Annotated in this window: 21 protein-coding genes; 14 read left to right on the top strand and 7 right to left on the bottom strand. The window is 53.0% G+C overall.

Going from position 1 to position 22,254, the window contains the following annotated elements; all coding sequences use genetic code 11:
* Nucleotides 1-517: 517 nt before the first annotated feature.
* Complete coding sequence (locus SC206_RS07810) at nt 518-1,207, top strand: FadR/GntR family transcriptional regulator (RefSeq protein WP_332735855.1); 690 nt, start codon at nt 518-520, stop codon at nt 1,205-1,207.
* 70 nt (nt 1,208-1,277) lie between these two features.
* Here the strand turns inward: SC206_RS07810 and rbsR are convergent, their stop codons facing one another.
* The 7 genes from rbsR to kup form a co-directional block, all read right to left on the bottom strand.
* A complete protein-coding gene (gene rbsR, locus SC206_RS07815; RefSeq protein ID WP_332735856.1) occupies nt 1,278-2,282 on the bottom strand; it encodes a ribose operon transcriptional repressor RbsR in 1,005 nt (334 codons plus the stop codon).
* Nucleotides 2,283-3,212 (bottom strand): ribokinase, encoded by a 930-nt coding sequence (gene rbsK, locus SC206_RS07820; RefSeq protein ID WP_332735857.1) that lies wholly within the window; start codon nt 3,210-3,212, stop codon nt 2,283-2,285.
* A 92-nt stretch (nt 3,213-3,304) separates the two neighbouring features.
* Complete coding sequence (rbsB, locus tag SC206_RS07825) at nt 3,305-4,201, bottom strand: ribose ABC transporter substrate-binding protein RbsB (RefSeq protein ID WP_332735859.1); 897 nt, start codon at nt 4,199-4,201, stop codon at nt 3,305-3,307.
* 24 nt (nt 4,202-4,225) lie between these two features.
* Nucleotides 4,226-5,197 carry a ribose ABC transporter permease gene (gene rbsC, locus SC206_RS07830; protein ID WP_332735861.1) on the bottom strand — a complete coding sequence of 324 codons (972 nt, stop codon included), beginning with the start codon at nt 5,195-5,197 and terminating at the stop codon, nt 4,226-4,228.
* A complete protein-coding gene (gene rbsA, locus SC206_RS07835) occupies nt 5,194-6,708 on the bottom strand; it encodes a ribose ABC transporter ATP-binding protein RbsA (RefSeq protein ID WP_332735863.1) in 1,515 nt (504 codons plus the stop codon). The genes rbsC and rbsA overlap by 4 nt, the downstream gene beginning before the upstream one ends.
* A gap of 7 nt (nt 6,709-6,715) precedes the next feature.
* Nucleotides 6,716-7,135 (bottom strand): D-ribose pyranase, encoded by a 420-nt coding sequence (rbsD, locus tag SC206_RS07840; protein WP_332735865.1) that lies wholly within the window; start codon nt 7,133-7,135, stop codon nt 6,716-6,718.
* 233 nt (nt 7,136-7,368) lie between these two features.
* Nucleotides 7,369-9,237 carry a low affinity potassium transporter Kup gene (kup, locus tag SC206_RS07845; RefSeq protein ID WP_332735867.1) on the bottom strand — a complete coding sequence of 623 codons (1,869 nt, stop codon included), beginning with the start codon at nt 9,235-9,237 and terminating at the stop codon, nt 7,369-7,371.
* A gap of 321 nt (nt 9,238-9,558) precedes the next feature.
* Here kup and ravA point away from each other — a divergent pair, with 321 nt between their 5' ends.
* The 13 genes from ravA (at nt 9,559) to atpG (ending at nt 22,239) form a co-directional block, all read left to right on the top strand.
* The gene (ravA, locus tag SC206_RS07850) at nt 9,559-11,067 is read left to right on the top strand and encodes an ATPase RavA (RefSeq protein WP_332735869.1); all 1,509 of its coding nucleotides are present in this window, start codon (nt 9,559-9,561) and stop codon (nt 11,065-11,067) included.
* Nucleotides 11,068-12,525 carry an ATPase RavA stimulator ViaA gene (viaA, locus tag SC206_RS07855; RefSeq protein WP_332735871.1) on the top strand — a complete coding sequence of 486 codons (1,458 nt, stop codon included), beginning with the start codon at nt 11,068-11,070 and terminating at the stop codon, nt 12,523-12,525.
* Between the two features lie 15 nt (nt 12,526-12,540).
* Nucleotides 12,541-13,002: a transcriptional regulator AsnC gene (gene asnC / locus SC206_RS07860; protein ID WP_332735873.1), complete on the top strand. Its 462-nt coding sequence runs from the start codon at nt 12,541-12,543 to the stop codon at nt 13,000-13,002.
* Nucleotides 13,003-13,091: 89 nt separating this feature from the next.
* Nucleotides 13,092-13,535: an FMN-binding protein MioC gene (gene mioC / locus SC206_RS07865; RefSeq protein ID WP_332735875.1), complete on the top strand. Its 444-nt coding sequence runs from the start codon at nt 13,092-13,094 to the stop codon at nt 13,533-13,535.
* A gap of 375 nt (nt 13,536-13,910) precedes the next feature.
* Entirely contained in the window at nt 13,911-15,800 is a 1,890-nt protein-coding gene (mnmG, locus tag SC206_RS07870) for a tRNA uridine-5-carboxymethylaminomethyl(34) synthesis enzyme MnmG (RefSeq protein WP_332735877.1), read from the top strand.
* Between the two features lie 104 nt (nt 15,801-15,904).
* Complete coding sequence (gene rsmG / locus SC206_RS07875) at nt 15,905-16,525, top strand: 16S rRNA (guanine(527)-N(7))-methyltransferase RsmG (protein ID WP_332735879.1); 621 nt, start codon at nt 15,905-15,907, stop codon at nt 16,523-16,525.
* A gap of 640 nt (nt 16,526-17,165) precedes the next feature.
* A complete protein-coding gene (atpI, locus tag SC206_RS07880) occupies nt 17,166-17,558 on the top strand; it encodes a F0F1 ATP synthase subunit I (RefSeq protein ID WP_332735881.1) in 393 nt (130 codons plus the stop codon).
* Nucleotides 17,559-17,600: 42 nt separating this feature from the next.
* The gene (gene atpB, locus SC206_RS07885; protein WP_332735883.1) at nt 17,601-18,383 is read left to right on the top strand and encodes a F0F1 ATP synthase subunit A; all 783 of its coding nucleotides are present in this window, start codon (nt 17,601-17,603) and stop codon (nt 18,381-18,383) included.
* A 50-nt stretch (nt 18,384-18,433) separates the two neighbouring features.
* Complete coding sequence (gene atpE, locus SC206_RS07890; RefSeq protein WP_004093904.1) at nt 18,434-18,673, top strand: F0F1 ATP synthase subunit C; 240 nt, start codon at nt 18,434-18,436, stop codon at nt 18,671-18,673.
* A gap of 66 nt (nt 18,674-18,739) precedes the next feature.
* Nucleotides 18,740-19,210: a F0F1 ATP synthase subunit B gene (atpF, locus tag SC206_RS07895; RefSeq protein WP_332735886.1), complete on the top strand. Its 471-nt coding sequence runs from the start codon at nt 18,740-18,742 to the stop codon at nt 19,208-19,210.
* 14 nt (nt 19,211-19,224) lie between these two features.
* Nucleotides 19,225-19,758, top strand: a complete 534-nt coding sequence (atpH, locus tag SC206_RS07900; RefSeq protein WP_332735888.1) for a F0F1 ATP synthase subunit delta — start codon at nt 19,225-19,227, stop codon at nt 19,756-19,758.
* A 12-nt stretch (nt 19,759-19,770) separates the two neighbouring features.
* Nucleotides 19,771-21,312: a F0F1 ATP synthase subunit alpha gene (gene atpA, locus SC206_RS07905; RefSeq protein WP_332735890.1), complete on the top strand. Its 1,542-nt coding sequence runs from the start codon at nt 19,771-19,773 to the stop codon at nt 21,310-21,312.
* Nucleotides 21,313-21,369: 57 nt separating this feature from the next.
* Nucleotides 21,370-22,239 carry a F0F1 ATP synthase subunit gamma gene (gene atpG, locus SC206_RS07910; protein ID WP_332735892.1) on the top strand — a complete coding sequence of 290 codons (870 nt, stop codon included), beginning with the start codon at nt 21,370-21,372 and terminating at the stop codon, nt 22,237-22,239.
* The last annotated feature ends 15 nt before the right edge of the window (nt 22,240-22,254 follow it).

Below are 22,254 nucleotides of genomic sequence, written 5' to 3' on the forward strand. Positions count from 1 at the left end.
CTGAAACAAGTTCAGCGATGCTCAAAGTTACTTCACATCATTCATAATGAATTACTGCTTGGTCACTCTAAGACTTGGCATTTCTGCCTTGATATTCTTTTGCCACCGAAGTGGCTGATATCGTCTTGTGAGTGCCCACACAGATTGTCTGATAAATTGTTAAAGAGCAGTGAGTTACGCGCTTTCGCTTGCTAACTCGAGGTGGCGTATTCTACGCTTTCCTCATTTGATGTCAACCGTTTATTTCGCCGGTCACCATCATTTTTAATTCTTCCCGACTCGTTCACACCGCGTTGCTGCTGCGTTGTTCCCTGTCGTTGGAGCGGCATTATAGGGAGTTTCTGAAGCGCCGCAACCCTTAATTAATAAAAATCTGCTGACCGTTTCTTTTTTCTACAAATAGGCTATGAATGCATAATAAAGCATCGTTAATCGCCGAAATCTCACTCTTTACCGTGCTGGTAGTGGAGTAAACTAACGAGATTAAAAAGAATCTTATTCGCCAAGGACGCAATTTATGTCACTCAATGCCCAGCAACAGGCCGCTCAGCGTAACCTTTCTTATCTATTGGCGGAAAATATCGCCCAGCGCGTGTTATCGGGCGAGTATGCCGAAGGGAGTATTCTGCCGGGCGAAATAGAATTGGGCGAGTTATTCGGGGTTAGCCGCACGGCCGTGCGTGAAGCCGTGAAAACGCTGACGGCCAAAGGCATGCTGTTGCCACGCCCGCGGATTGGTACTCGGGTCATGCCGCAGAGTAACTGGAATTTTCTCGATCAGGAGCTGCTGACCTGGTGGATGACGCGTGAAAACTTCGATCAGGTGATGTCGCACTTTGTTCTGCTGCGAAAAGCCCTCGAACCGCAGGCGTGTTCCCTTGCGGCAGTTCAGGCCAGCGCGGAGCAGAAACAGCAGCTCTCTCTATATATGAAGGAAATGCGCGAGCTGCACGAAAATTTCGATAGGGAACGCTGGATAATGGTTGATACGCAATTCCACCAGCTTATCTATGAAGCCGGGAAGAATCCGTTCCTGACCTCTTTCGCCAATTTGTTCAGTTCGGTTTATCAAAGCTATTTTCGGGCGATTACCGGCAATGAGGTCATCAAGCTGGAACATCACCAAAGAATTGTCGATGCGATTTTGGCGGGAGAGGCTGAAGAGGCAATGCAAGCCTGCACGATTCTGCTGCGCGATCCGGTTTAGCTTTCTCTTCTTTCTATTTATACCTCCTTCTCTTCTTCTATATAGATAGAAAGAGAAGGAAGAGAGACGGCTATTCTATGACGCCAACAGAACGGCGCACCACCAGCTCCGGCGTCAACACCAATACCTGCGGTTCGGCGTCGGGTTCTTTAAAGCGATGCAGCAGGGTATCGATAGCCAGCTCGCCCAGCTCATCTTTCGGCTGATGGATAGTCGTCAACGGCGGCGTCAAATACTGCGCCAGTTGAATATCATCGTAGCCCATCACGGCGATGTCCTGTGGAATCGTCAATCCTTGCTGATAGATGGCCTGATAAACCCCGACCGCCATCGCATCATTTCCGGCAAATACCGCGTCAGGTAAATCGTCTAACGCCAGCAACTGCTGCATGGCCGATAATCCCCCCGCGAATTCAAAATCGCCTGTTACTTCGAGTTCAGGGTCCGCTTTTAATCCTGCGTCATGCAACGCCTGACGATAACCTTCTAGCCGCTGCGTCGAGGTGGTCTTGTCCAACGGGCCGGTAATGCAGGCAATTCGCTGATAACCTTGGGCAATCAGATACTCCGTCGCCATCTTGCCGCCGATAAACGCGTTTTCCTGAATGATGTCGTTAACACCCGCAAAAGGTGCCCAGTCCATCATCACTACCGGAATCGCCGGATAACGGCTGAGAATGTCAGGCGACGGACAGTGGTTTTCAGTAAACATCATTACTAACCCATCGACCCGCTTTTGCAGCAGCGTTTCGAGGCTGCGATTCATCCGCTCTTCATCGCCGTCGGTATTACAAAGAATCAAACTGTACCCGCGCTCATAACAGCTGCGCTCCACGCCTTGTACCACTTCCGAATAAAACGGGTTACTGCTGGAAGTAATCAGCATGCCGATAGTATGAGTCTGATTTAACTTGAGGCTGCGAGCCAGCGCGGAAGGCGCATAGTTAAGCTGGCTTATCGCGGCATTGATTTTCTCGCGGATCGCCTCACTCACGAAGCGATTGTTATTAATCACGTGAGAGACGGTGGAGGTTGAGACGCCCGCCAGACGGGCGACATCTTTCATCGTCGGCAATTAAGCCTCCTGACGCGCAAGAAAGTCGTCGATTTCGTGACGCCACGGCACGGAAGATTGCGCACCGGAACGGGTCACGGCAATCGCGGCGGCGGCGTGGGCAAAGCGCACGGACTGGTCCATCGCCGTCCCTTCCAGCAGCGCGGTAACCAGCGCGCCATTAAACGTATCGCCGGCGGCTATGGTATCCACGGCTTTGACCTTGAAACCCGGCACAATCTTGCCGTTGCCTTGCTGGCTTAGCCAAACCCCTTTGCTGCCCAGCGTAATAATAACCGTCGCGATACCTTTATCATGTAGCACCTGCGCAGCGCGCGCGGCGGCCTGATCCGAATCCACCTTGATGCCGGTCAGCTTTTCGGCTTCCGTTTCATTTGGGGTGATGATATCTACCAGCGACAGCAGCGCGTCGGGCAGTTCACAGGCAGGCGCAGGATTAAGAATCACCTGCGTATTATGTTGATGAGCGAGACGCGCGGCGGCAATCACGGATTCCAGCGGCGACTCCAGCTGCATTAATAGTGCAGAAGCGTCGATGATCTGCTGTTGATAACGTTGAAGATAATCAGGCGTCAGCGCGTTATTGGCGCCCGCGTCAATGCCGATGACGTTTTCCGCCTCTTCATTCACGAAGATAAGCGCCACGCCGGTGGTGGTTTCTGGAATCGCTTCAATCGAACGCGTATCAATCTGGTCATCGGCCAACTGCTGGCGTACGCGCTCGCCGATGTCGTCACTTCCTACACAGGCAATAAATGAAATATCGGCACCGCTTCTTCCGGCGGCCACGGCCTGATTCGCGCCCTTGCCGCCAAAGGCCACATTATAGTGCGAGCCCATCACGGTTTCGCCAGGCTGTGGAAATTGCCTGACATTCAGGACGTGGTCAGCATTGATGCTGCCCAACACCACAAGTTTACCCTTGTCCATTGCCTTTATTCCTGCGTTTGCGGCGCCACCGCGAAAGATAGCGCCGTCTTTGTTATTTATTGATTATTGATTATTAGGGTCAGGTCGCCAGATTAAGGTTGGGTCACCAGATTCAGCGCAACCGGATTTACCGGCGCAACGGTTTGACCTTTCAATACTTTATCTGCGGTTTCGACGCCAATGATACCAATCTGATCGGGACGTTGCGCGACCGTCGCGCCGAGTTTGCCCCCTTTCACCGCCTTGAGGCCATCTTCGGTGCCGTCAAAGCCGACCACCAGCACGTCGGTTTTGCCTGCGGTTTGCAGAGCGCGCAAGGCACCCAGCGCCATTTCGTCGTTTTGCGCGAACACGGCCTGCACATCAGGATGCGCGGTCAGCAGGTTCTGCATCACGTTAAGGCCTTTTGTACGATCGAAATCTGCCGGTTGGCTGGCCAACACGTTGAATTTATGGGCATCGACAGCTTCTTTAAAGCCAGCGCCGCGTTCACGGGCCACCGACGTACCGGCAATCCCTTCCAGCTCGATGACTTTCGCATTATCGCCCAGCTTTTTGGCGATGTAATCACCGGCCATTTTGCCGCCGACTTTGTTATCAGATGCCACGTGGCTGACGACCTGACCTTTGGTGGCCTGACGGTCCAGCGTGATAACCGGGATTTTAGCCTGATTGGCCATCGCCACGGCGTTACCGACGGCGTCGGAATCGGTCGGGTTGATCAGCAGCAGTTTGGTGCCGCGCACGGTCAAATCCTGCACGTTTGCCAGCTCTTTGGCCGGATTGTTTTGCGAATCCAGCACTACCAGGTTGTAACCCAGCTTGTCAGCTTCCTGCTGCGCGCCCTCTTTCATCGAGACAAAGAACGGGTTGTTCAGCGTGGAAACCACCAGCGCAATCGTGTCTTTCGCCAGCACGTTCGCGCTGAATGAGGCGGTTAACGCTGCCGCCGAGACCCATAAAGCCATTTTCTTCATCGAAGTTGTCATTGTTTCCGTTCCTGTAGGGGGAGATTATTTATTGCTTTTGTTATCGACCAGAACCGCCAGCAGGATGACCACTGCTTTGACAATCATCTGGTAGTAAGAAGAAACGCCTAACAGATTAAGGCCGTTATTCAGGAAGCCAAGGATCAGCGCCCCGATCAGCGTGCCGATAATGCGCCCTTTGCCGCCCGACAAACTGGTGCCGCCCAGCACTACCGCCGCGATAGCGTCAAGCTCGTAGCCCGTTCCCGCCGTTGGCTGCGCCGAGGAGAGACGCGCCACTTCAATGATACCGGCCAGCGCGGCCAGCAGGCCCGACAGCGAATAGACGATGATTTTGACTTTATCGACGCTAATGCCCGACAGGCGCGTTGCCGCCTCGTTGCCGCCAAGCGCGTAGATGTAACGCCCCAGACGCGTGTGTTGCAACATGTACCAGGCCGCGATAAAGACTATAGCCATCAACCAGATAGGCGTAGGAATGCCGAACGGACGGCCAATCCCGAACCAGCCGAAGGCGTCGGCCACGTCGTTGAATCCGGTGCTGATCGGGCTGCCGTTGGTGTAAACCATCGTGACGCCGCGCAGTAAAAGCATCATCACCAAGGTGGCGATAAAGGCCTGAACTTTGCCTTTTGCCACAATCGCGCCCGTCACCGCGCCGACGGCGGCACCTAATCCGAGTGAAGCGACGACGGCCAGCGTGGCGCTGGATTCATAGCCGACCACGGAGGCCGCGACTGCGCCGGTAAGCGCCAGCAGTGATCCGACCGACAGGTCGATGCCTGAGGTTAAAATCACCAGCGTCATCCCGACCGCCATGATGGCGTTGACGGAAGTTTGCTGCAAAATATTGAACATATTGTTGACGGTGAAAAAGTTCGGGCTCATGGACGAGACCACCGCAATCAGCACCAGCAGTGCAATCAGCGACTTTTGCTCCAATAACCACGCTTTACTGATGCCGCGTTTTTTGGCCGGTAATATTTGGGTACTCATAGCTGATACTCCTGCTTGGCGCCGTATTGCTTGCCGACGCTCGCCGCCATCAAGGCTTCCTGCGTGGCCTGTTCGATTGTGAATTCACCGCTCAACTGCCCTTCGTGCATCACTAAAATGCGATCGCTCATCCCGATGACTTCGGGCATTTCGGACGACACTAAAATAATGCTCAGACCTTCGCGCTTGAACTGGTTAATGAGCTGGTAAATCTCTTTCTTGGCCCCTACGTCGACGCCGCGCGTTGGCTCATCGAGAATCAGCACTTTCGGGCGTGTCATCAGCCCGCGCGCAATGGCGACCTTTTGCTGATTGCCACCGGAAAGCAGGCCAATCGGCTGCATCATCGACGGGGTTTTAATATTGAACAGGCGAATGAAATCACCCACCGTCTGCTGCTCTTCTTTATGTTTCAAACTGCCGCCGACGTGGCTGAAATAGCGCAGCGCGGTCAGCGACATGTTCTCTTTCACCGACATGCCGAGCACCAGCCCGTCGCGTTTACGGTCTTCGGAGATATAAACGATGCCGTTTGCCAGCCCGTCCTGCGGCGTGCGCGGCTGAATCTCACGGCCCTCCAGCGAGATTTTGCCGGCCGTTTTGCGGCGCGCGCCATAAAGAATTTTCATTAATTCGGTGCGACCCGCGCCCATCAGGCCCGACACGCCGAGGATTTCTCCGCCGTAAAGCTCGAAGCTAACCTCTTTGACATCCGGCCCCGACAGATTCTCTACCGCCAGACGCAGCGGCCCGCGTGGTTGATCCAAACGCGGATAGAGCTCCTCGAGACGGCGGCCCACCATCATTTCGATCAGCGTATCTTCCTGCAATTCAGAAACCGGACGCTCGGCAATAAACTGGCCGTCGCGTAAAACGGTCACGTCGTCGCAGATTTCGAAAATCTCTTTCAGGCGATGGGAGATATAAACCACGCCGCAGCCGGAGGCTTTCAGCTCACGGATCACGCTAAACAGCGAGGCGGTTTCGGTGTCGGTCAGCGCATCGGTCGGTTCATCCATAATGATGACCTTCGACTCGAAGCTCAGCACCTTGGCTATTTCGACCATCTGCTGATCGCCAATCGATAATTCGCCCACCAGCCGATGGCTGCTGTAACGCAAATTCAGCCGCGCCAGCAGTTTGTCGGCTTCGGCATACATCTTGTTCCACTGGATCCGGCCAAACTTATTCACAAACTCGCGGCCAAGAAAAATGTTCTCGGCGATAGTCAGCTGCGGGATCAAATTCAGTTCCTGATGAATGATCCCGATCCCCGCCTCCTGCGACTCTTTCGGGCCGTTAAAATGGGCTTCCTTGCCGAGAAAATGCATCGAGCCGGCATCCTTTTGATAGATACCGGTCAGGACTTTCATCATGGTTGACTTGCCCGCGCCATTTTCACCGACCAGCGCCATGACTTTTCCCGGATAGACGCTGAGCGCGGCACCCGACAGCGCTTTCACGCCTGGAAAGGCTTTGTCGATTCCCGAAAGTTGCAGCAAAGGTTGCATAGGAGCCTCAGAAGGTCACGCCGGCGCAGAGGATAATGTTGGCGTAAGGCGAACACTCTCCGCTTCGGATCACGGCACGCGTGGTTTGGGTCTGCTGCTTGAAAGCCTGATGGCTGACATATTCCAGCGTGATGGTATTTCCCTGCTGCTGTTCGAGCCGTTTAATCTGACCGATCAACGTTTCATGGAGTTCAGGATTGTGCTCTTTTATCTCTGCGGCCAGCACGGCGTGCTCGACCTGCATCTCGGCAGTCACCACGGAAAAGACCTGCAAAAATCCGGGTACGCCGTGCGTCAGCGCGAGGTCGATGCGCTGCGTGGTGGCAGGAATAGGTAAACCCGCGTCGGCAATCACCAGGCGATCGGTATGCCCCAGCGAGGCAACAACCTGCGAGACATCGGCATTTAATAATACGGCTTTCTTCATTATCGGCTCCACCAGCGAAACGTTTCGCTTGCGGTTGATTCTAGGAAAATCACGTCGCGTGGCAATGAGCAGACGATGAATTTGTGATCGCCGTCGAAACGTTTCGCTGGCGCAGGGTAATAAGGTCTATAAAACGAAGAGAGACGAGGAATTAAATCAAAATGGGGGAAGGCGGAAACAGAAACGCCGCAGCAGAGGCCACGGCGTTTTGGAAAGAAAAGAGCAGGGCGGCGCTAGATTTCTATCTGCGTCCCGAGCTCAATCACGCGGTTCGGCGGGATCTCGAACTGATCGGGCGCGCGAAGGGCGTTACGACTCAGCGCGATAAACAGCTTGCCGCGGAAATAGAGATACCACGGGCGCTTGGTCAGAATCAGCGATTCATGCGACATAAAGAACGAGGTTTCCATCATCCGGCACGACAGGCCTTCCAGCCCGCAGCGGTGGAACACTTCCTCCACGTTCGGCGTCTCTTTAAAACCATAACTTGCCACCACGCGCCAGAAGGTTGGCGACATCTGCTCGATGGTCACACGACGGACGTTGTGCACAAACGGCGCATCTTCGGTTCGCAGCGTCAGCAATACCACGCGCTCGTGCAACACCTTGTTGTGCTTGAGATTGTGCAGCAGGGCAAAAGGAATGACGTTAGTCGCACGCGACATATACACGGCGGTGCCCGGCACGCGAACCGGCGGCGATTTTTCCAGTGAAGCAACCATCGCCTCGAGTGAATTGCCGTGCTCGTGCATGCGGCGCATAAGGCGGAAACGCTCGCTTTTCCAGGTCGTCATTATCACAAACATCATGACGGCGAGGACCAGCGGCAACCAACCGCCCGAAAGAATTTTGGTCGCGTTGGCGGCAAACAGCGGCACGTCGATAAACAGCAGAATCGCGGCCAGAATCGCCACCAGAAAACCTTTCCAGTGCCAGTTTTTATAGGCCACGGTGCAGGAAAGAATGGTGGTCAGCACCATGGTGCCGGTGACGGCAATCCCGTAGGCGGCGGCCAGATTGCTGGAATGCTCGAAGCCAAGAATGACGATAACTACCGCGAAATAGAGCAGCCAGTTAATGACCGGCACGTAAATCTGCCCGGCTTCCATCTCGGAGGTGTGAATGATGCGCATCGGCGGCAGATAGCCCAAACGTACTGCCTGACGGGTCAACGAGAAGACACCCGAAATCACGGCCTGCGAGGCGATAATTGTCGCGAGGGTCGCCAGAATCAGCATCGGCAGCAGCGCCCAGTCAGGCGCCAGCAGGAAGAACGGGTTCTTGATGGCTTCAGGATTTTTAAGCAGCAGCGCGCCCTGACCAAAATAGTTCAGCACCAGCGAAGGCAGCACCACGCTGAACCAGGCCAGACGAATCGGCAGCTTGCCGAAGTGGCCCATGTCCGCATACAGCGCTTCCACGCCGGTAATCGACAGCACCACGGCGCCGAGCGCCAAAAAGGAGAAAGATTTGTGTTCGATGAAGAAGTTAACCGCCCACATTGGGTTCACGGCGCGCAACACTTCAGGATTATGCATGATGCTGTTGAGGCCCAATACCGCCAGCACCAGGAACCATACCAGCATCACCGGCGCGAACAGTTTACCCACCAGCCCGGTGCCGTGTTTCTGAATAAAGAACAGCAGGGTCAGCACGGCAATCGACAGCGGAACAATAAACTTTTCTAAATTGGGCGAGGCGATCTCAAGACCTTCCATCGCCGAAAGCACCGACATCGCGGGGGTAATCACCACTTCGCCATAGAAGAAACTGCCGCCAATCAGCCCGAGGATCACCAGCACCGCCGTATAGCGCGCCGAGGTATTTCTGCCTGCGAGAGACATAAGGGTCAAGATCCCGCCTTCACCGGCGTTATCGGCACGTAAAACAAAGGAGAGATATTTGGCAGAGACGACCACGATAAGCAGCCAGAAAATCAGGGAGAGAAAACCGTAAACCACGCTGGGTTCGACAGTAAAACCATAGTGACCGGAAAAACATTCGCGTAAGGTGTAAAGCGGGCTGGTACCAATATCACCATACACCACGCCAATGGCGGCCAGCGTTACTGCGGGGAGTGACCGTTTATGTTCTGTGCTCATAATGGGTTTCTTTTATGCTTTGTCATTTGGCTGACTTGAGTATTTGGCTAAAAACTTCCTGGCCCAAAATCCGTAAGCTAGGTGGGTTGGCAGTTCCTTTACACCCACGAAAAGGCGCACAGTATGCACGAATAAAGTAGATTGCCTAGCCTTTACTATAAAGACAAGTAAACAAATCATTCGGCCGACTCACTTTTTCTTAAACGGAAATATTTTGCGAATCAACGCACTATATCGCCGCAAAAAATCATGGTTTATTATCTGCTCGCAGTCCACTATTCCCTTAATAAAGACACTCATCGGGGCAGTTAAAAACACATTATGGCGCAATCACCACTTTTGGCAGAACGAATAACCCGACTGGCTAACGCATTGGAAAATGGCCTGTATGAGCGGCAGGAAGCCATTCGCCTCTGTCTGCTGGCCGCGCTGTGTGGCGAAAGCGTGTTTCTGCTCGGTCCGCCTGGCATTGCCAAAAGCCTGATCGCCCGGCGGCTTAAATACGCGTTTCGCGACGCGCGCGCCTTTGAATATCTGATGACCCGTTTTTCCACGCCGGAAGAGGTTTTCGGGCCGCTGTCGATTCAGGCCTTAAAAGATGAAGGCCGTTATCTGCGCCTGACCAAAGGCTATTTGCCCGAGGCTGAAATTGTCTTTCTCGATGAAATCTGGAAAGCGGGTCCGGCCATCCTTAATACGCTGCTGACCGCAATAAATGAGCGCCGTTTCCGCAATGGCGATTCGGAAGAGGCTATTCCGATGCGTCTGCTGGTCAGCGCCTCGAACGAGCTGCCCGAAGCCGACGGCGGCCTTGAGGCGCTCTACGACCGCATGCTGATCCGCCTGTGGCTCGACCGCGTGCAGGACAAGCAGAACTTCCGTTCGCTGTTGACCAGCCGCCATTCCGAGAACACTCATCCGGTGGCCGAAGGGTTAAGCATCAGCAACGAGGAGTATCAGCAATGGCAGCACGAGATTGAAAAAGTTAATCTGACCGATCACTGTTTCGAGCTGGTTTTCCAGCTGCGTCAGCGACTGGGCGCGCTCGATAATGCGCCCTACGTGTCCGACCGTCGCTGGAAAAAAGCGCTGCGCTTATTGCAGGCCTGCGCATTTTTCAGCGGACGTCAGTCGGTCTCGCCGGTTGACCTGATTTTGCTTAAAGATTGCCTGTGGCATGACATGAACTCTTATCATTTGTTACAAACGCAGATAGAACAGAGCATCACCGAGCAGGCCTACGAGCAGCAAACCTTAAGTTTAAAAATTCAGCAACTTAACCAGCAGTGGATTCAGTATCAACAGCAGCAGAGCACCCGTCAGGCGCTGAAGCTCACCAAAAAATCGGGCATGTTCAGCCGCAAACCGCAGTTTGAGCTGCCCGCCTCGCTCTCCTCTACGACCTTGACACTTTCATTACAGCAGCCGCTGCATCTGCACGACATTCAAGTGACGCACGTGCTGGTGGAGCGCGAACTGATGGCCGAATGGTTAAATAAGGGCGGACAGCTTAAGGCCAAGCTTAACGGCATCGGCTTTGCGCAGGTGGTGGATGTTGAAGTCGACGACAAAATGCAGCTGGTGATTTTCGATATCAGCCGCCAGCCGAGCTTCCTGACGCTGCCGGGCAACGAGCACATCGCCGTGCCCGACGAGATGAAAAACACGCTGCAAACGCTGGGCGAAACGTTGACCCGCCAGCGCCAGCTGTTCAACCAGCATCATCCCTGCCTGTTTGTGCCCGCAGAATGGACGACGAAAATCGAAGCCAGCCTGATTCGGGTCAGCGAGCAGCTCACGCAGCAACAGCAACTGTTCGGCAGAAACTAAATGTTTAGCCTCGAAACGCTGGACGTGATGCTGGCTATAAAGGAAGCCGAACTGATCGACGAGCTGATCGTCACGCTGCTCGCGACGCCGCAGTTGCAGGTATTGTTTGAAAAATTCCCCCGTTTGAAACGCGCGCTGACCAAAGATCTGCCCGAATGGCGCTTTCGCTTAAAACAGCGGATCCACGACACGCCGGTGCCGCCCGAACTGGCGAAAGAGTTTTATCTTTATCAACACTGTCAGCAGAGCAGTCAGGGGACTTTTCAGGCCGAGCTGGACGAGACGGTTGAAAAGCTGGAGCAGGTGAATTCGCCGTTTGTTACGGAGGCGTTGGCGCTAAAAAACAACGCCTCAAGCACGACGAGCGCCAGTTTTCATGGGCTGTTTATGCAGCGCTGGCGGCTAAACATTACCTTCCAGACCGTCACTCTGCATCATCAGTTACTCGAGCAGGAACAGGAGCAGCTGCAAAACGAGCTGGAACAGCGGCTCGAGATGAGCGGCGAGCTCTCTCCTTTATTAGTAGAAAACGACGCGGCGGCGGGGCGGCTGTGGGACATGAGCAAGGGTCGTCGGCAGCGGGGCGATTATCAGTCGCTGATCCGTTACGGCACCTTTCTCCAGCAGCAGCCCGAGCTGCAACAGCTGGCCGAGCAGCTGGGCCGCAGTCAAACGACCAAGGCCAATCCGCACGAAGAGACCACGCTGGAAGCCCATCGACTGATGGTTCGAGAGCCTGCAACGGTGCCGGAAGAGGTGAACGGCATTCACCACAGCGACGATATTCTGCGCCTGCTGCCGTCCGAACTGGCGACGATCGGCATTCCCGAACTGGAGATTGAATTCTATCGCCGGATGCTGGAAAAACGGCTGATGACCTATCAGCTGCAAGGCGATGTCTGGCGCGAAAAGGTGGTGATGCGTCCGGTGGTTTATCAGCAGCAGGAGCCTCAGCCGCGCGGGCCTTTTGTGGTCTGCGTCGATACCTCGGGCTCGATGGGCGGCTTCAACGAGCAGTGCGCCAAAGCCTTTTGTCTGGCGTTGCTGCGCATTGCGCTGGCCGACAATCGCCGCTGCTACATCATGCTGTTCGCCAGCGAGGTCATTCATTACGAGCTGACATCCAGCAGCGGTCTAGAGCAGGCGATGCGTTTTCTGGGTCAGCATTTTAGAGGCGGCACAGATCTTTCAGCCTGTTTAACCGCTACGCTGGACAAGTTATCCACCCCGGAATGGCAGGACGCCGACGCCGTGATCATCTCCGATTTCATAGCCCAGCGCTTGCCCGACGAGGTGCAGCAGCGGGTCAAACAGCAGCAAACTCGTCATCATCATCGTTTTCATGCGCTGGCCATGTCGCACTATGGCAAACCGGCAATAATGCGTATCTTTGATCACATCTGGCGCTTTGATACTGGAATGAAAAGCCGTGTACAACGACGATGGAAGCGTCCCTAATCGAGAAGATAATTCGTGTCCGAACACTACCAAATTGACGATCTGGATCGCGGAATACTCAACGCGCTGATGGATAACGCCCGCGTGGCCTACGCCGAACTGGCAAAATCTTTCAACGTCAGCCCGGGTACGATCCACGTCCGGGTCGAGAAAATGAAGCAGGCGGGCATCATCACCGGCACCCGCGTCAACGTCGATCCCAAGCGCCTCGGCTATGACGTTTGCTGCTTTATCGGCATCATTCTCAAGAGCGCCAAGGACTATCCTTCCGCCCTGAAACGCCTGGAAAGCCTCGAAGAAGTGGTGGAAGCCTATTACACCACCGGCCATTACAGCATCTTTATCAAAGTGATGTGCCGCTCGATCGACGCGCTGCAACAGGTACTTATCAACAAGATCCAGACCATCGACGAGATTCAGTCGACTGAAACCTTAATCTCCTTACAGAACCCGATCATGCGGACGATCCAGCCCTGAATAATAAATTTTAATACCTTATTATCCACAGGTAGATCCCAGCTCATTCACAGCGTACAATAGCCATTCTTTTTTCGGGTAAGAGCATTATGTCTGATATCACCCTGATCAGTGGCAGTACGCTTGGCGGCGCTGAATATGTTGCCGAACATGTAGAAGAGAAGCTGAAAGAAGCCGATTTTTCCACCGAACTGTTCCACGGTCCTGAACTGTATGAACTGCCAACCAGCGGTATTTGGCTGGTGGTCTGCTCTACACACGGGGCAGGAGAGCTTCCTGACAACCTGCAACCTCTGCTTGAACAAATTGAAGATCAGCAACCCGATCTCTCTAACGTTCGCTTTGGTGCGATCGGTTTAGGCAGCAGCGAATATGACACTTTCTGTGGTGCGATCCGTCTTCTGGATCAAAAACTGACGGATCTGGGTGCCAAAAGAATAGGTGATCTGCTCGAGATCGACGTCACCCAACACGAAATTCCTGAGGATCCAGCCGAAGTTTGGGCACTAAATTGGATTAATTTGCTCAGATAAGTGTAAATATTATGCGATCAGATGTGGATAACTAGGCTCAAAAGCGGTGTGAAACCGGTAGTTATCCCTCTAACAACCCTTGCCCGATTATGGTGCTGTGCATAACTCGCCTTTTTGATCCCAGCCTATACAGTCTAGGATCACCGATCATTCACAGCATTCGATCCTCTCTAGCGTATTGATCTAAATAGACAATAACGACTTATACACAGAGGATCGCGATCCTAATAAGAGTTAGTAGTAAGAGATCTTTAAATAAAAAGATCTTCTTTTAATTAGTGACGATCCCCTGGGACTTGTGGAAGCTCCAAACTCGCGTAGAATCCGTTTTCCCAACGCAATACGATCGTTCGTTGAACTTCGAGGTGCAGTACCATGTTTTATCCGGATCAATTTGACGTCATCATCATCGGTGGCGGCCATGCAGGCACTGAAGCGGCCATGGCTTCAGCCAGAATGGGACGTCAAACTCTGTTATTGACCCACAATATCGACACGCTCGGACAGATGTCGTGTAACCCTGCCATTGGCGGGATCGGGAAGGGACATCTGGTAAAAGAAGTGGACGCACTGGGCGGTTTGATGGCAACGGCGATCGACCACGCAGGCATCCAGTTTAGGATACTAAACGCGTCTAAAGGCCCCGCCGTTCGTGCTACACGTGCTCAGGCTGACCGCGTTCTGTATCGCCAGGCTGTACGTACTGCGCTGGAAAACCAGCCCAATCTGATGATCTTCCAGCAGCCTGTTGAAGACCTGATCGTCGAAAACGATCGTGTGGTCGGCGCTGTGACCCAGATGGGCCTAAAATTCCGTGCCAAGGCTGTGGTACTGACCGTAGGAACTTTCCTTGACGGAAAAATTCACATCGGTCTGGAAAACTACAGCGGTGGCCGTGCCGGGGATCCCCCAGCCATTTCACTTTCACAGCGTCTGCGTGAGTTACCGCTGCGCGTTAATCGCCTGAAAACCGGGACGCCGCCGCGTATCGACGCACGGACCATCGATTTCAGCGTGCTTGACCAGCAGCACGGCGATGACATCGCGCCGGTATTCTCGTTCATGGGCAACGCGGCGCAGCATCCGCGCCAAATCCCGTGTTACATCACGCATACCAACGAAAAAACCCATGACGTGATCCGTAATAATCTGGATCGCAGCCCGATGTACGCCGGGATCATCGAAGGGATCGGCCCACGCTACTGCCCATCGATCGAAGACAAGGTCATGCGTTTTGCGGATCGTAACGCGCACCAGATCTTCCTTGAACCGGAAGGCCTGACCAGCAACGAGGTTTACCCTAATGGGATTTCCACCAGCCTGCCGTTCGACGTACAGATGCAAATCGTGCGTTCGATGCAGGGCATGGAAAACGCGGTTATCGTTCGTCCTGGCTATGCCATCGAGTACGATTTCTTCGATCCTCGCGATTTGAAGCCGACGCTTGAAAGCAAATTTATCGCCGGTCTGTTCTTTGCCGGACAGATCAACGGCACCACCGGTTACGAAGAAGCCGCGGCGCAAGGCCTGCTTGCCGGCCTCAACGCGGCCCGTAGCGCGACCGAACAGGAAGGCTGGGCGCCACGTCGCGATCAGGCTTATCTGGGCGTGCTGGTCGACGACCTGTGTACGCTGGGCACCAAAGAACCGTACCGCATGTTTACCTCGCGCGCCGAATACCGTTTGATGCTGCGCGAAGACAACGCCGACCTGCGCCTGACCGAAAAAGGTCGCGAGCTGGGTCTGGTCGATGACGCACGCTGGGCACGCTTCAGCGAGAAGCTGGAGATGATCGAGCTTGAGCGTCAGCGTCTGCGCGGGATCTGGGTTAACCCGAACCACGCACAGGTTGCCGAAATCAACGAAAAACTCTCTGCGCCGCTGTCGAAAGAAGCCAGTGCCGAAGAGCTGCTGCGTCGTCCGGAAATGACCTACAATCTGCTGACCTCACTGAATGCCTTCGCGCCGGCCGTGGCCGATGCTCAGGCTGCCGAACAGGTCGAGATTCAGGTTAAATACGAAGGCTACATCGCGCGCCAGCAGGAAGAGATCGAAAAACAGCAGCGCAATGAAAATACGCTGCTGCCCGACACGCTGGACTACAGTCAGGTCAACGGCCTGTCGAACGAAGTGATCGCTAAGCTTAACGATCACCGTCCGGTCTCTATCGGACAGGCGACCCGTATCTCGGGGATCACGCCGGCAGCTATCTCGATACTGTTAGTCTGGCTGAAGAAACAGGGTCTCCTGCGTCGCAGCGCCTGATTTATCGCCATGCTCGCCGTTATCGTGATAGAAAAAAGTTAGCCGTACCGCAGACCGCGCCATAAAGACGCGGTCTGCGTGTTTAGTTTGCCTCAAGGATTACCATGCAAAAGAAATTGGACTCGCTGCTCGCTGCGGCAGGAATAGCGTTACCCGATCAACAAAAACAGCAGCTGATTGGCTACGTCGAGTTACTGCATAAGTGGAATAAAACCTATAATCTCACCTCGGTGCGTGACCCGATGGAGATGCTGGTGCGACATATTCTCGACAGCATCGTCGTCAATCCGCATCTCGAAGGTCATCGTTTCATCGACGTGGGCACCGGCCCGGGCCTGCCAGGCATTCCGCTGGCGATTGTCCGCCCCGATGCACACTTCACGCTGCTGGACAGCCTGGGCAAGCGCGTACGCTTCCTGCGTCAGGTTCAGCACGAGCTAGGCCTCAAAAATATCGAACCGGTGCAGAGTCGGGTTGAAGAGTTTATCCCCGAGCCCGCGTTTGACGGCGTCATCAGCCGCGCGTTTGCCTCGCTGCAAGATATGCTTTCCTGGTGTCACCATTTACCGGTGAAAGGGCAGGGACGTTTCTACGCCCTGAAAGGTCTTCGTCCTGACGATGAATTAGCCACGCTGCCGGAAGGTATTCAACTTCAGGAAGTGGTTAAGCTTCGCGTTCCCGAATTAAAAGGCGAAAGACATCTGGTGATTTTGCAGGCAAACTGAGTTTGTTCTGCATCAATAAAACGTCAGAAAAGCAGATGTTTAATTTAGGTAAAAATAAGCAAGCTAACTAGTTTGGCTATTTATTCGCTTTTTACCTGGATTTTACCGTTCGGCAGCAGTCGATTGACCTTTCGGCTTTAATCCGCGGTGAAATAATCACTTTTGAAATTGAATTGCGTTTAAGCGGCCAATATTTAAGTTGTGATCAAATTGTTTTCGTTTGTTATTTATTTGTGAAGATAAGCGCGGGTAATTGACCTGCGCCATTAATATTATTGCTCGAAGTTTTAATTCACTGTTTTTAAAGGCTTTTTATTATAAGCCGTAAATTTGGATAGGTGAGGGCAGGGGAATAGATTAGCGGCGAAATACGAATTTTGTGATCCGGCGCACGCATATTTGTCGGGTAACAGAATAAGTCGACAGCCGAATTGTCGTTATTTAGGGCGCAAGTTTCTTTATGAAAATAGCTCTAAAAAGGTCAATTTAAATAATTGTTCACCTTTTCGCTACTTATCCATTGAATTCGTTTGAGTGGCCCGTATAATTTGCACGTTTTTTGCTGCTTGACTCCTTTGGGGTAAGGCAGTGTTATACGGCATTCAGCATACCTCCAGTTAGGTACGAGAGAATAAACGTCATGTCTGTGTCTTACTCCTTATACGATAAGAACGGCGGGAAAGTAGCGAGAAAGCTGTTAATACTGCAGCTATTGACGTTTGTCCTTCTCAGTGCAGCATTTGGTTTCAAGAGTTCCTGGTGGTCCGTCTCTGCGCTTCTGGGGGGAATGGCCGCCTGGCTACCGAATGCACTGTTTATGCTGTATGCGTGGCGCCAACAGGCGCAAACAACGGTCTCTGGACGAGTTGCCTGGTCATTTGCCATCGGAGAAGCGCTGAAAGTTGTGGTTACCATAACTTTGCTGGTTATCGCGCTGGGCCTGTTCAAGGCTGCTTTTACTCCGCTGGGTGTGGCCTATTTATCTGTGCTAATCACGCAGATTGTAGCTCCGGCCGTAATCAATCGGTCGTAACCGTAGATAACCGTACTTAACTACTAAAGGGTAAGAGGCATCATGTCTGCATCAGGAGAAATCTCTACTCCACAAGAGTATATCGGTCACCATCTGACACAGCTTCAGGTTGGGACGGGATTCTGGTCGATTAACATCGATTCGATGTTTTTCTCCGTGGTCCTCGGGGTACTCTTTTTGGTTATTTTCCATCGCGTCGCCAAAAATGCCACCAGTGGTGTTCCAGGTAAACTGCAAACGGCTGTAGAGCTGGTTGTCGGTTTCGTCGACAGTAATGTGCGAGACATGTATCACGGCAAAAGCAAAGTGATCGCGCCTCTCGCACTGACTGTGTTCGTCTGGGTATTTTTGATGAACATGATGGATTTGCTGCCAATCGACTTGCTCCCTTACGTGGGTGAGCATGTTCTCGGTCTGCCAGCTCTGCGAGTTGTGCCTACCGCCGACGTGAACGTTACGTTGTCGATGGCTCTTGGCGTATTCATTTTGATTCTTTTCTATAGCATTAAGATGAAAGGCGTTGGCGGTTTCGTTAAGGAACTGACAATGCAACCCTTCAATCATCCGGTTTTCATTCCGATTAACCTGATTCTTGAGGGCGTCAGCCTGCTGTCCAAACCAGTTTCACTGGGTCTGCGACTGTTTGGCAATATGTATGCGGGTGAGTTGATCTTCATCCTTATTGCTGGCCTGCTACCGTGGTGGTCACAGTGGGTTCTAAGTGTGCCTTGGGCCATTTTCCACATCCTGATCATTACATTGCAAGCCTTTATCTTCATGGTTCTGACGATTGTCTATCTGTCGATGGCATCTGAAAAACACTGATTTTTCTTTTAACAATACTGCGTTTTAACTGAAACAAACTGGAGACTGTCATGGAAAACCTGAGTATGGATCTGCTGTACATGGCTGCCGCTGTGATGATGGGCCTGGCGGCAATCGGTGCTGCGATCGGTATCGGCATCCTGGGTGGTAAATTCTTGGAAGGCGCTGCGCGTCAGCCTGACCTGATTCCTCTGCTGCGTACACAGTTCTTTATCGTTATGGGTCTGGTCGACGCCATCCCGATGATCGCTGTTGGTCTGGGTCTGTACGTGATGTTTGCTGTCGCCTAACACAGAGTTCGCTCTGAGTTAATCGATAGACATCAACTAATTTCACTTTGAAAGAGGCATTGTGCTGTGAATCTTAACGCAACAATCCTCGGCCAGGCTATCGCGTTCGTCCTGTTTGTCTGGTTCTGCATGAAGTATGTATGGCCGCCAATTATGGCTGCCATCGAAAAACGTCAAAAAGAAATTGCTGACGGTTTATCTTCCGCAGAACAAGCCAAAAAAGAGCTGGATTTAGCGCAAGCCGATGCGACCGACCAACTGATTAAAGCCAAAGCGGAAGCTCAGGTGATCATCGAGCAAGCCAACAAGCGCAGAACTCAGATCATCGAAGAAGCTAAAACTGAAGCCGAGCAGGAACGTAACAAGATCGTGACGCAAGCGCAGGCAGAGATCGACGCTGAACGTCAACGTGCTCGTGAAGAGTTACGTAAACAAGTCGGTATTTTGGCCATTGCTGGCGCCGAGAAAATCATCGAACGTTCCGTGGATGAAGCTGCTAACAGCGACATCGTTGATAAACTGGTCGCTGAACTGTAAGGAGGGAGGGGCTGATGTCACAATTTACTACGGTAGCTCGCCCCTACGCCAAAGCAGCTTTTGACTTTGCCGTTGAGCATCAAAGCTTGGATCGCTGGCAGTCAATGCTCGCGTTCACGGCTCAAGTCACACGCGATAAACAGGTTTCGGAACTGCTGACAGGTGCCATGGGCCCCGATGCGCTTTCTAAAACTTTTATCGCGATATGTGGTGAACAACTCGACGAAGCGGGTCAGAACCTGATTAAGGTTATGGCTGATAACAAACGTTTACGCGTTCTTCCTGAAGTGCTGGAACAGTTCATCGAACTGCGTGCAGCACTGGAGGCGACCGTTGAAGTAGAAGTGACTTCTGCCAACGTTCTGTCTGAAGAACAGCAGGCGAAAATCGCTGCTGCGATGGAAAAACGTTTGTCTCGCAAAGTTAAGCTGAATTGCAAAATTGACAAGTCTGTTCTTGCCGGGATCGTAATCCGTGCAGGTGATATGGTGATTGATGGCAGCGTTCGCAGTCGTCTAGAACGCCTGGCAGACGTCTTGCAGTCTTAAGGGGACTGGAGCATGCAACTGAATTCCACCGAAATCAGCGAACTGATCAAGCAGCGCATTGCTCAGTTTAATGTAGTGAGCGAAGCTCACAATGAAGGTACTATCGTTTCCGTCTCTGACGGAATCATCCGCGTGAACGGCCTGGCCGAAGTCATGCAAGGCGAAATGATTGCGCTGCCGGGTAACCGCTACGCTATCGCCCTGAACCTGGAGCGCGACTCTGTAGGTGCCGTAGTTATGGGCCCTTACTCTGACCTCGCCGAAGGCATGAAAGTAAAATGTACGGGTCGTATCCTTGAAGTTCCAGTTGGCCGTGGCCTGCTGGGCCGTGTGGTTAACACACTGGGTGCGCCTATTGATGGTAAAGGTCCGGTTGATAACGACGGTTTCTCTCCTGTAGAAACTATCGCTCCGGGCGTTATCGATCGTCAATCCGTTGACGAACCTGTTCAGACTGGCTACAAGTCAGTCGATGCCATGATCCCAATCGGTCGTGGTCAGCGTGAACTGGTAATCGGTGACCGTCAAACCGGTAAAACTGCTCTGGCTATTGATGCGATCATCAACCAGCGCGATTCCGGTATCAAATGTATTTACGTCGCTATCGGTCAGAAAGCTTCCACCGTTTCCAACGTGGTTCGCAAACTGGAAGAGCACGGCGCACTGGCTAACACCATCGTGGTTGTTGCTACCGCATCTGAATCAGCTGCGCTGCAATACCTCGCACCATACTCTGGTTGCGCGATGGGTGAATACTTCCGTGACCGCGGTGAAGATGCCCTGATCGTATACGATGACCTGTCTAAACAGGCTGTTGCATACCGTCAGATCTCCCTGCTGTTGCGTCGTCCGCCAGGTCGTGAAGCTTATCCAGGTGACGTGTTCTACCTCCACTCCCGTTTGCTGGAGCGTGCATCTCGCGTGAGCGCTGATTACGTTGAAGCATTCACTAAAGGTGCAGTGAAAGGTAAAACCGGTTCTCTGACTGCGCTGCCGATTATCGAGACGCAAGCTGGTGACGTTTCCGCGTTCGTTCCGACCAACGTAATTTCGATTACCGATGGTCAGATCTTCCTGGAATCTAGCCTGTTCAACTCTGGTATTCGTCCAGCGGTTAACCCGGGTATCTCCGTATCCCGTGTTGGTGGTGCTGCTCAGACCAAGATCATGAAAAAACTGTCCGGTGGTATTCGTACCGCGCTGGCACAGTATCGTGAACTGGCTGCGTTCTCACAGTTTGCATCCGACCTGGATGAAGCAACCCGTAAACAGCTGAATCACGGCCAGAAAGTGACCGAGCTGCTGAAACAGAAACAGTACGCGCCAATGTCTATCGTTGCGCAGTCTCTGATTCTGTTTGCTGCAGAGCGTGGCTTCCTGGAAGACGTTGAGTTGTCTAAAGTGGGTAGCTTCGAAGCTGCGCTGTTGGCTTACGCTGACCGCGAGCACGGCGAGCTGATGCAACAAATCAACCAAACTGGCGCGTATGACAAGGAAATCGAGGGTAAATTCCAATCTATCCTCGAGACCTTCAAAGCAACCCAGTCCTGGTAATACTGACCTCCCTCACCGTTAACCCGGTGGGGGAGGTGGTAATGAGGAGAAGCAGAGATGGCCGGCGGAAAAGAGATACGTAGTAAGATCGGTAGCGTGCAAAACACGCAAAAGATCACTAAAGCGATGGAAATGGTCGCCGCCTCCAAAATGCGTAAAACGCAGGAACGCATGGCGGCCAGCCGTCCTTATGCAGATACCATTCGTAAAGTGATAGGTCACCTTGCGATGGGCAATCTGGAATACAAGCACCCATACCTGGACGAGCGTAAAATCAAGCGCGTCGGGTATTTGGTCGTGTCTACCGATCGCGGTCTTTGTGGTGGTCTGAACACTAACCTGTTCAAGAAACTGCTGACAGAGATGAAAGGTATGAGCGAGCAGGGCGTCGAGGTTGACTTGGCCCTGATCGGTTCAAAAGCTGCATCTTTCTTCGGTTCCGTGGGTGGCAACGTCGTTGCCCAGGTGACTGGCATGGGGGATAACCCTTCCCTGTCAGAACTGATCGGTCCGGTAGCAGTGATGCTGCAAGCCTATGACGAAGGTCGTTTAGACAGACTGTGCATTGTTAGCAACAAATTCGTCAATACCATGTCTCAGGAACCAAGAATCGTTCAGCTGCTGCCTCTTCCGCCTGCGGAAGAAGGAACCGGCACTCTGGCGAACAAGTCCTGGGATTACCTGTATGAGCCAGACCCTAAAGCGCTGCTGGATGTCCTCCTGCGTCGTTATGTAGAGTCTCAGGTTTATCAGGGCGTCGTAGAAAACCTGGCCAGCGAACAGGCCGCGCGAATGGTAGCGATGAAAGCCGCCACCGATAACGGCGGCAGCCTGATCAAAGAGCTGCAGTTGGTATACAACAAAGCTCGTCAGGCCAGCATCACTCAGGAACTCACCGAGATCGTCGGGGGAGCCTCCGCGGTTTAAGCTAGGTTTACGAAT

Source organism: Rouxiella sp. T17 (assembly GCF_036663475.1).
GTDB lineage: Bacteria > Pseudomonadota > Gammaproteobacteria > Enterobacterales > Enterobacteriaceae > Rouxiella.

Coding starts and splice junctions, on each gene's coding strand:
- SC206_RS07810 (WP_332735855.1), top strand. CDS start 518: ATGTCACTCAATGCCCAGCAACAGGCCGCTCAGCGTAACCTTTCTTAT.
- rbsK (WP_332735857.1), bottom strand. CDS start 3,212: ATGGACAAGGGTAAACTTGTGGTGTTGGGCAGCATCAATGCTGACCAC.
- rbsB (WP_332735859.1), bottom strand. CDS start 4,201: ATGACAACTTCGATGAAGAAAATGGCTTTATGGGTCTCGGCGGCAGCG.
- rbsC (WP_332735861.1), bottom strand. CDS start 5,197: ATGAGTACCCAAATATTACCGGCCAAAAAACGCGGCATCAGTAAAGCG.
- rbsA (WP_332735863.1), bottom strand. CDS start 6,708: ATGCAACCTTTGCTGCAACTTTCGGGAATCGACAAAGCCTTTCCAGGC.
- rbsD (WP_332735865.1), bottom strand. CDS start 7,135: ATGAAGAAAGCCGTATTATTAAATGCCGATGTCTCGCAGGTTGTTGCC.
- kup (WP_332735867.1), bottom strand. CDS start 9,237: ATGAGCACAGAACATAAACGGTCACTCCCCGCAGTAACGCTGGCCGCC.
- ravA (WP_332735869.1), top strand. CDS start 9,559: ATGGCGCAATCACCACTTTTGGCAGAACGAATAACCCGACTGGCTAAC.
- viaA (WP_332735871.1), top strand. CDS start 11,068: ATGTTTAGCCTCGAAACGCTGGACGTGATGCTGGCTATAAAGGAAGCC.
- mioC (WP_332735875.1), top strand. CDS start 13,092: ATGTCTGATATCACCCTGATCAGTGGCAGTACGCTTGGCGGCGCTGAA.
- mnmG (WP_332735877.1), top strand. CDS start 13,911: ATGTTTTATCCGGATCAATTTGACGTCATCATCATCGGTGGCGGCCAT.
- rsmG (WP_332735879.1), top strand. CDS start 15,905: ATGCAAAAGAAATTGGACTCGCTGCTCGCTGCGGCAGGAATAGCGTTA.
- atpI (WP_332735881.1), top strand. CDS start 17,166: ATGTCTGTGTCTTACTCCTTATACGATAAGAACGGCGGGAAAGTAGCG.
- atpB (WP_332735883.1), top strand. CDS start 17,601: ATGTCTGCATCAGGAGAAATCTCTACTCCACAAGAGTATATCGGTCAC.
- atpE (WP_004093904.1), top strand. CDS start 18,434: ATGGAAAACCTGAGTATGGATCTGCTGTACATGGCTGCCGCTGTGATG.
- atpH (WP_332735888.1), top strand. CDS start 19,225: ATGTCACAATTTACTACGGTAGCTCGCCCCTACGCCAAAGCAGCTTTT.
- atpA (WP_332735890.1), top strand. CDS start 19,771: ATGCAACTGAATTCCACCGAAATCAGCGAACTGATCAAGCAGCGCATT.
- atpG (WP_332735892.1), top strand. CDS start 21,370: ATGGCCGGCGGAAAAGAGATACGTAGTAAGATCGGTAGCGTGCAAAAC.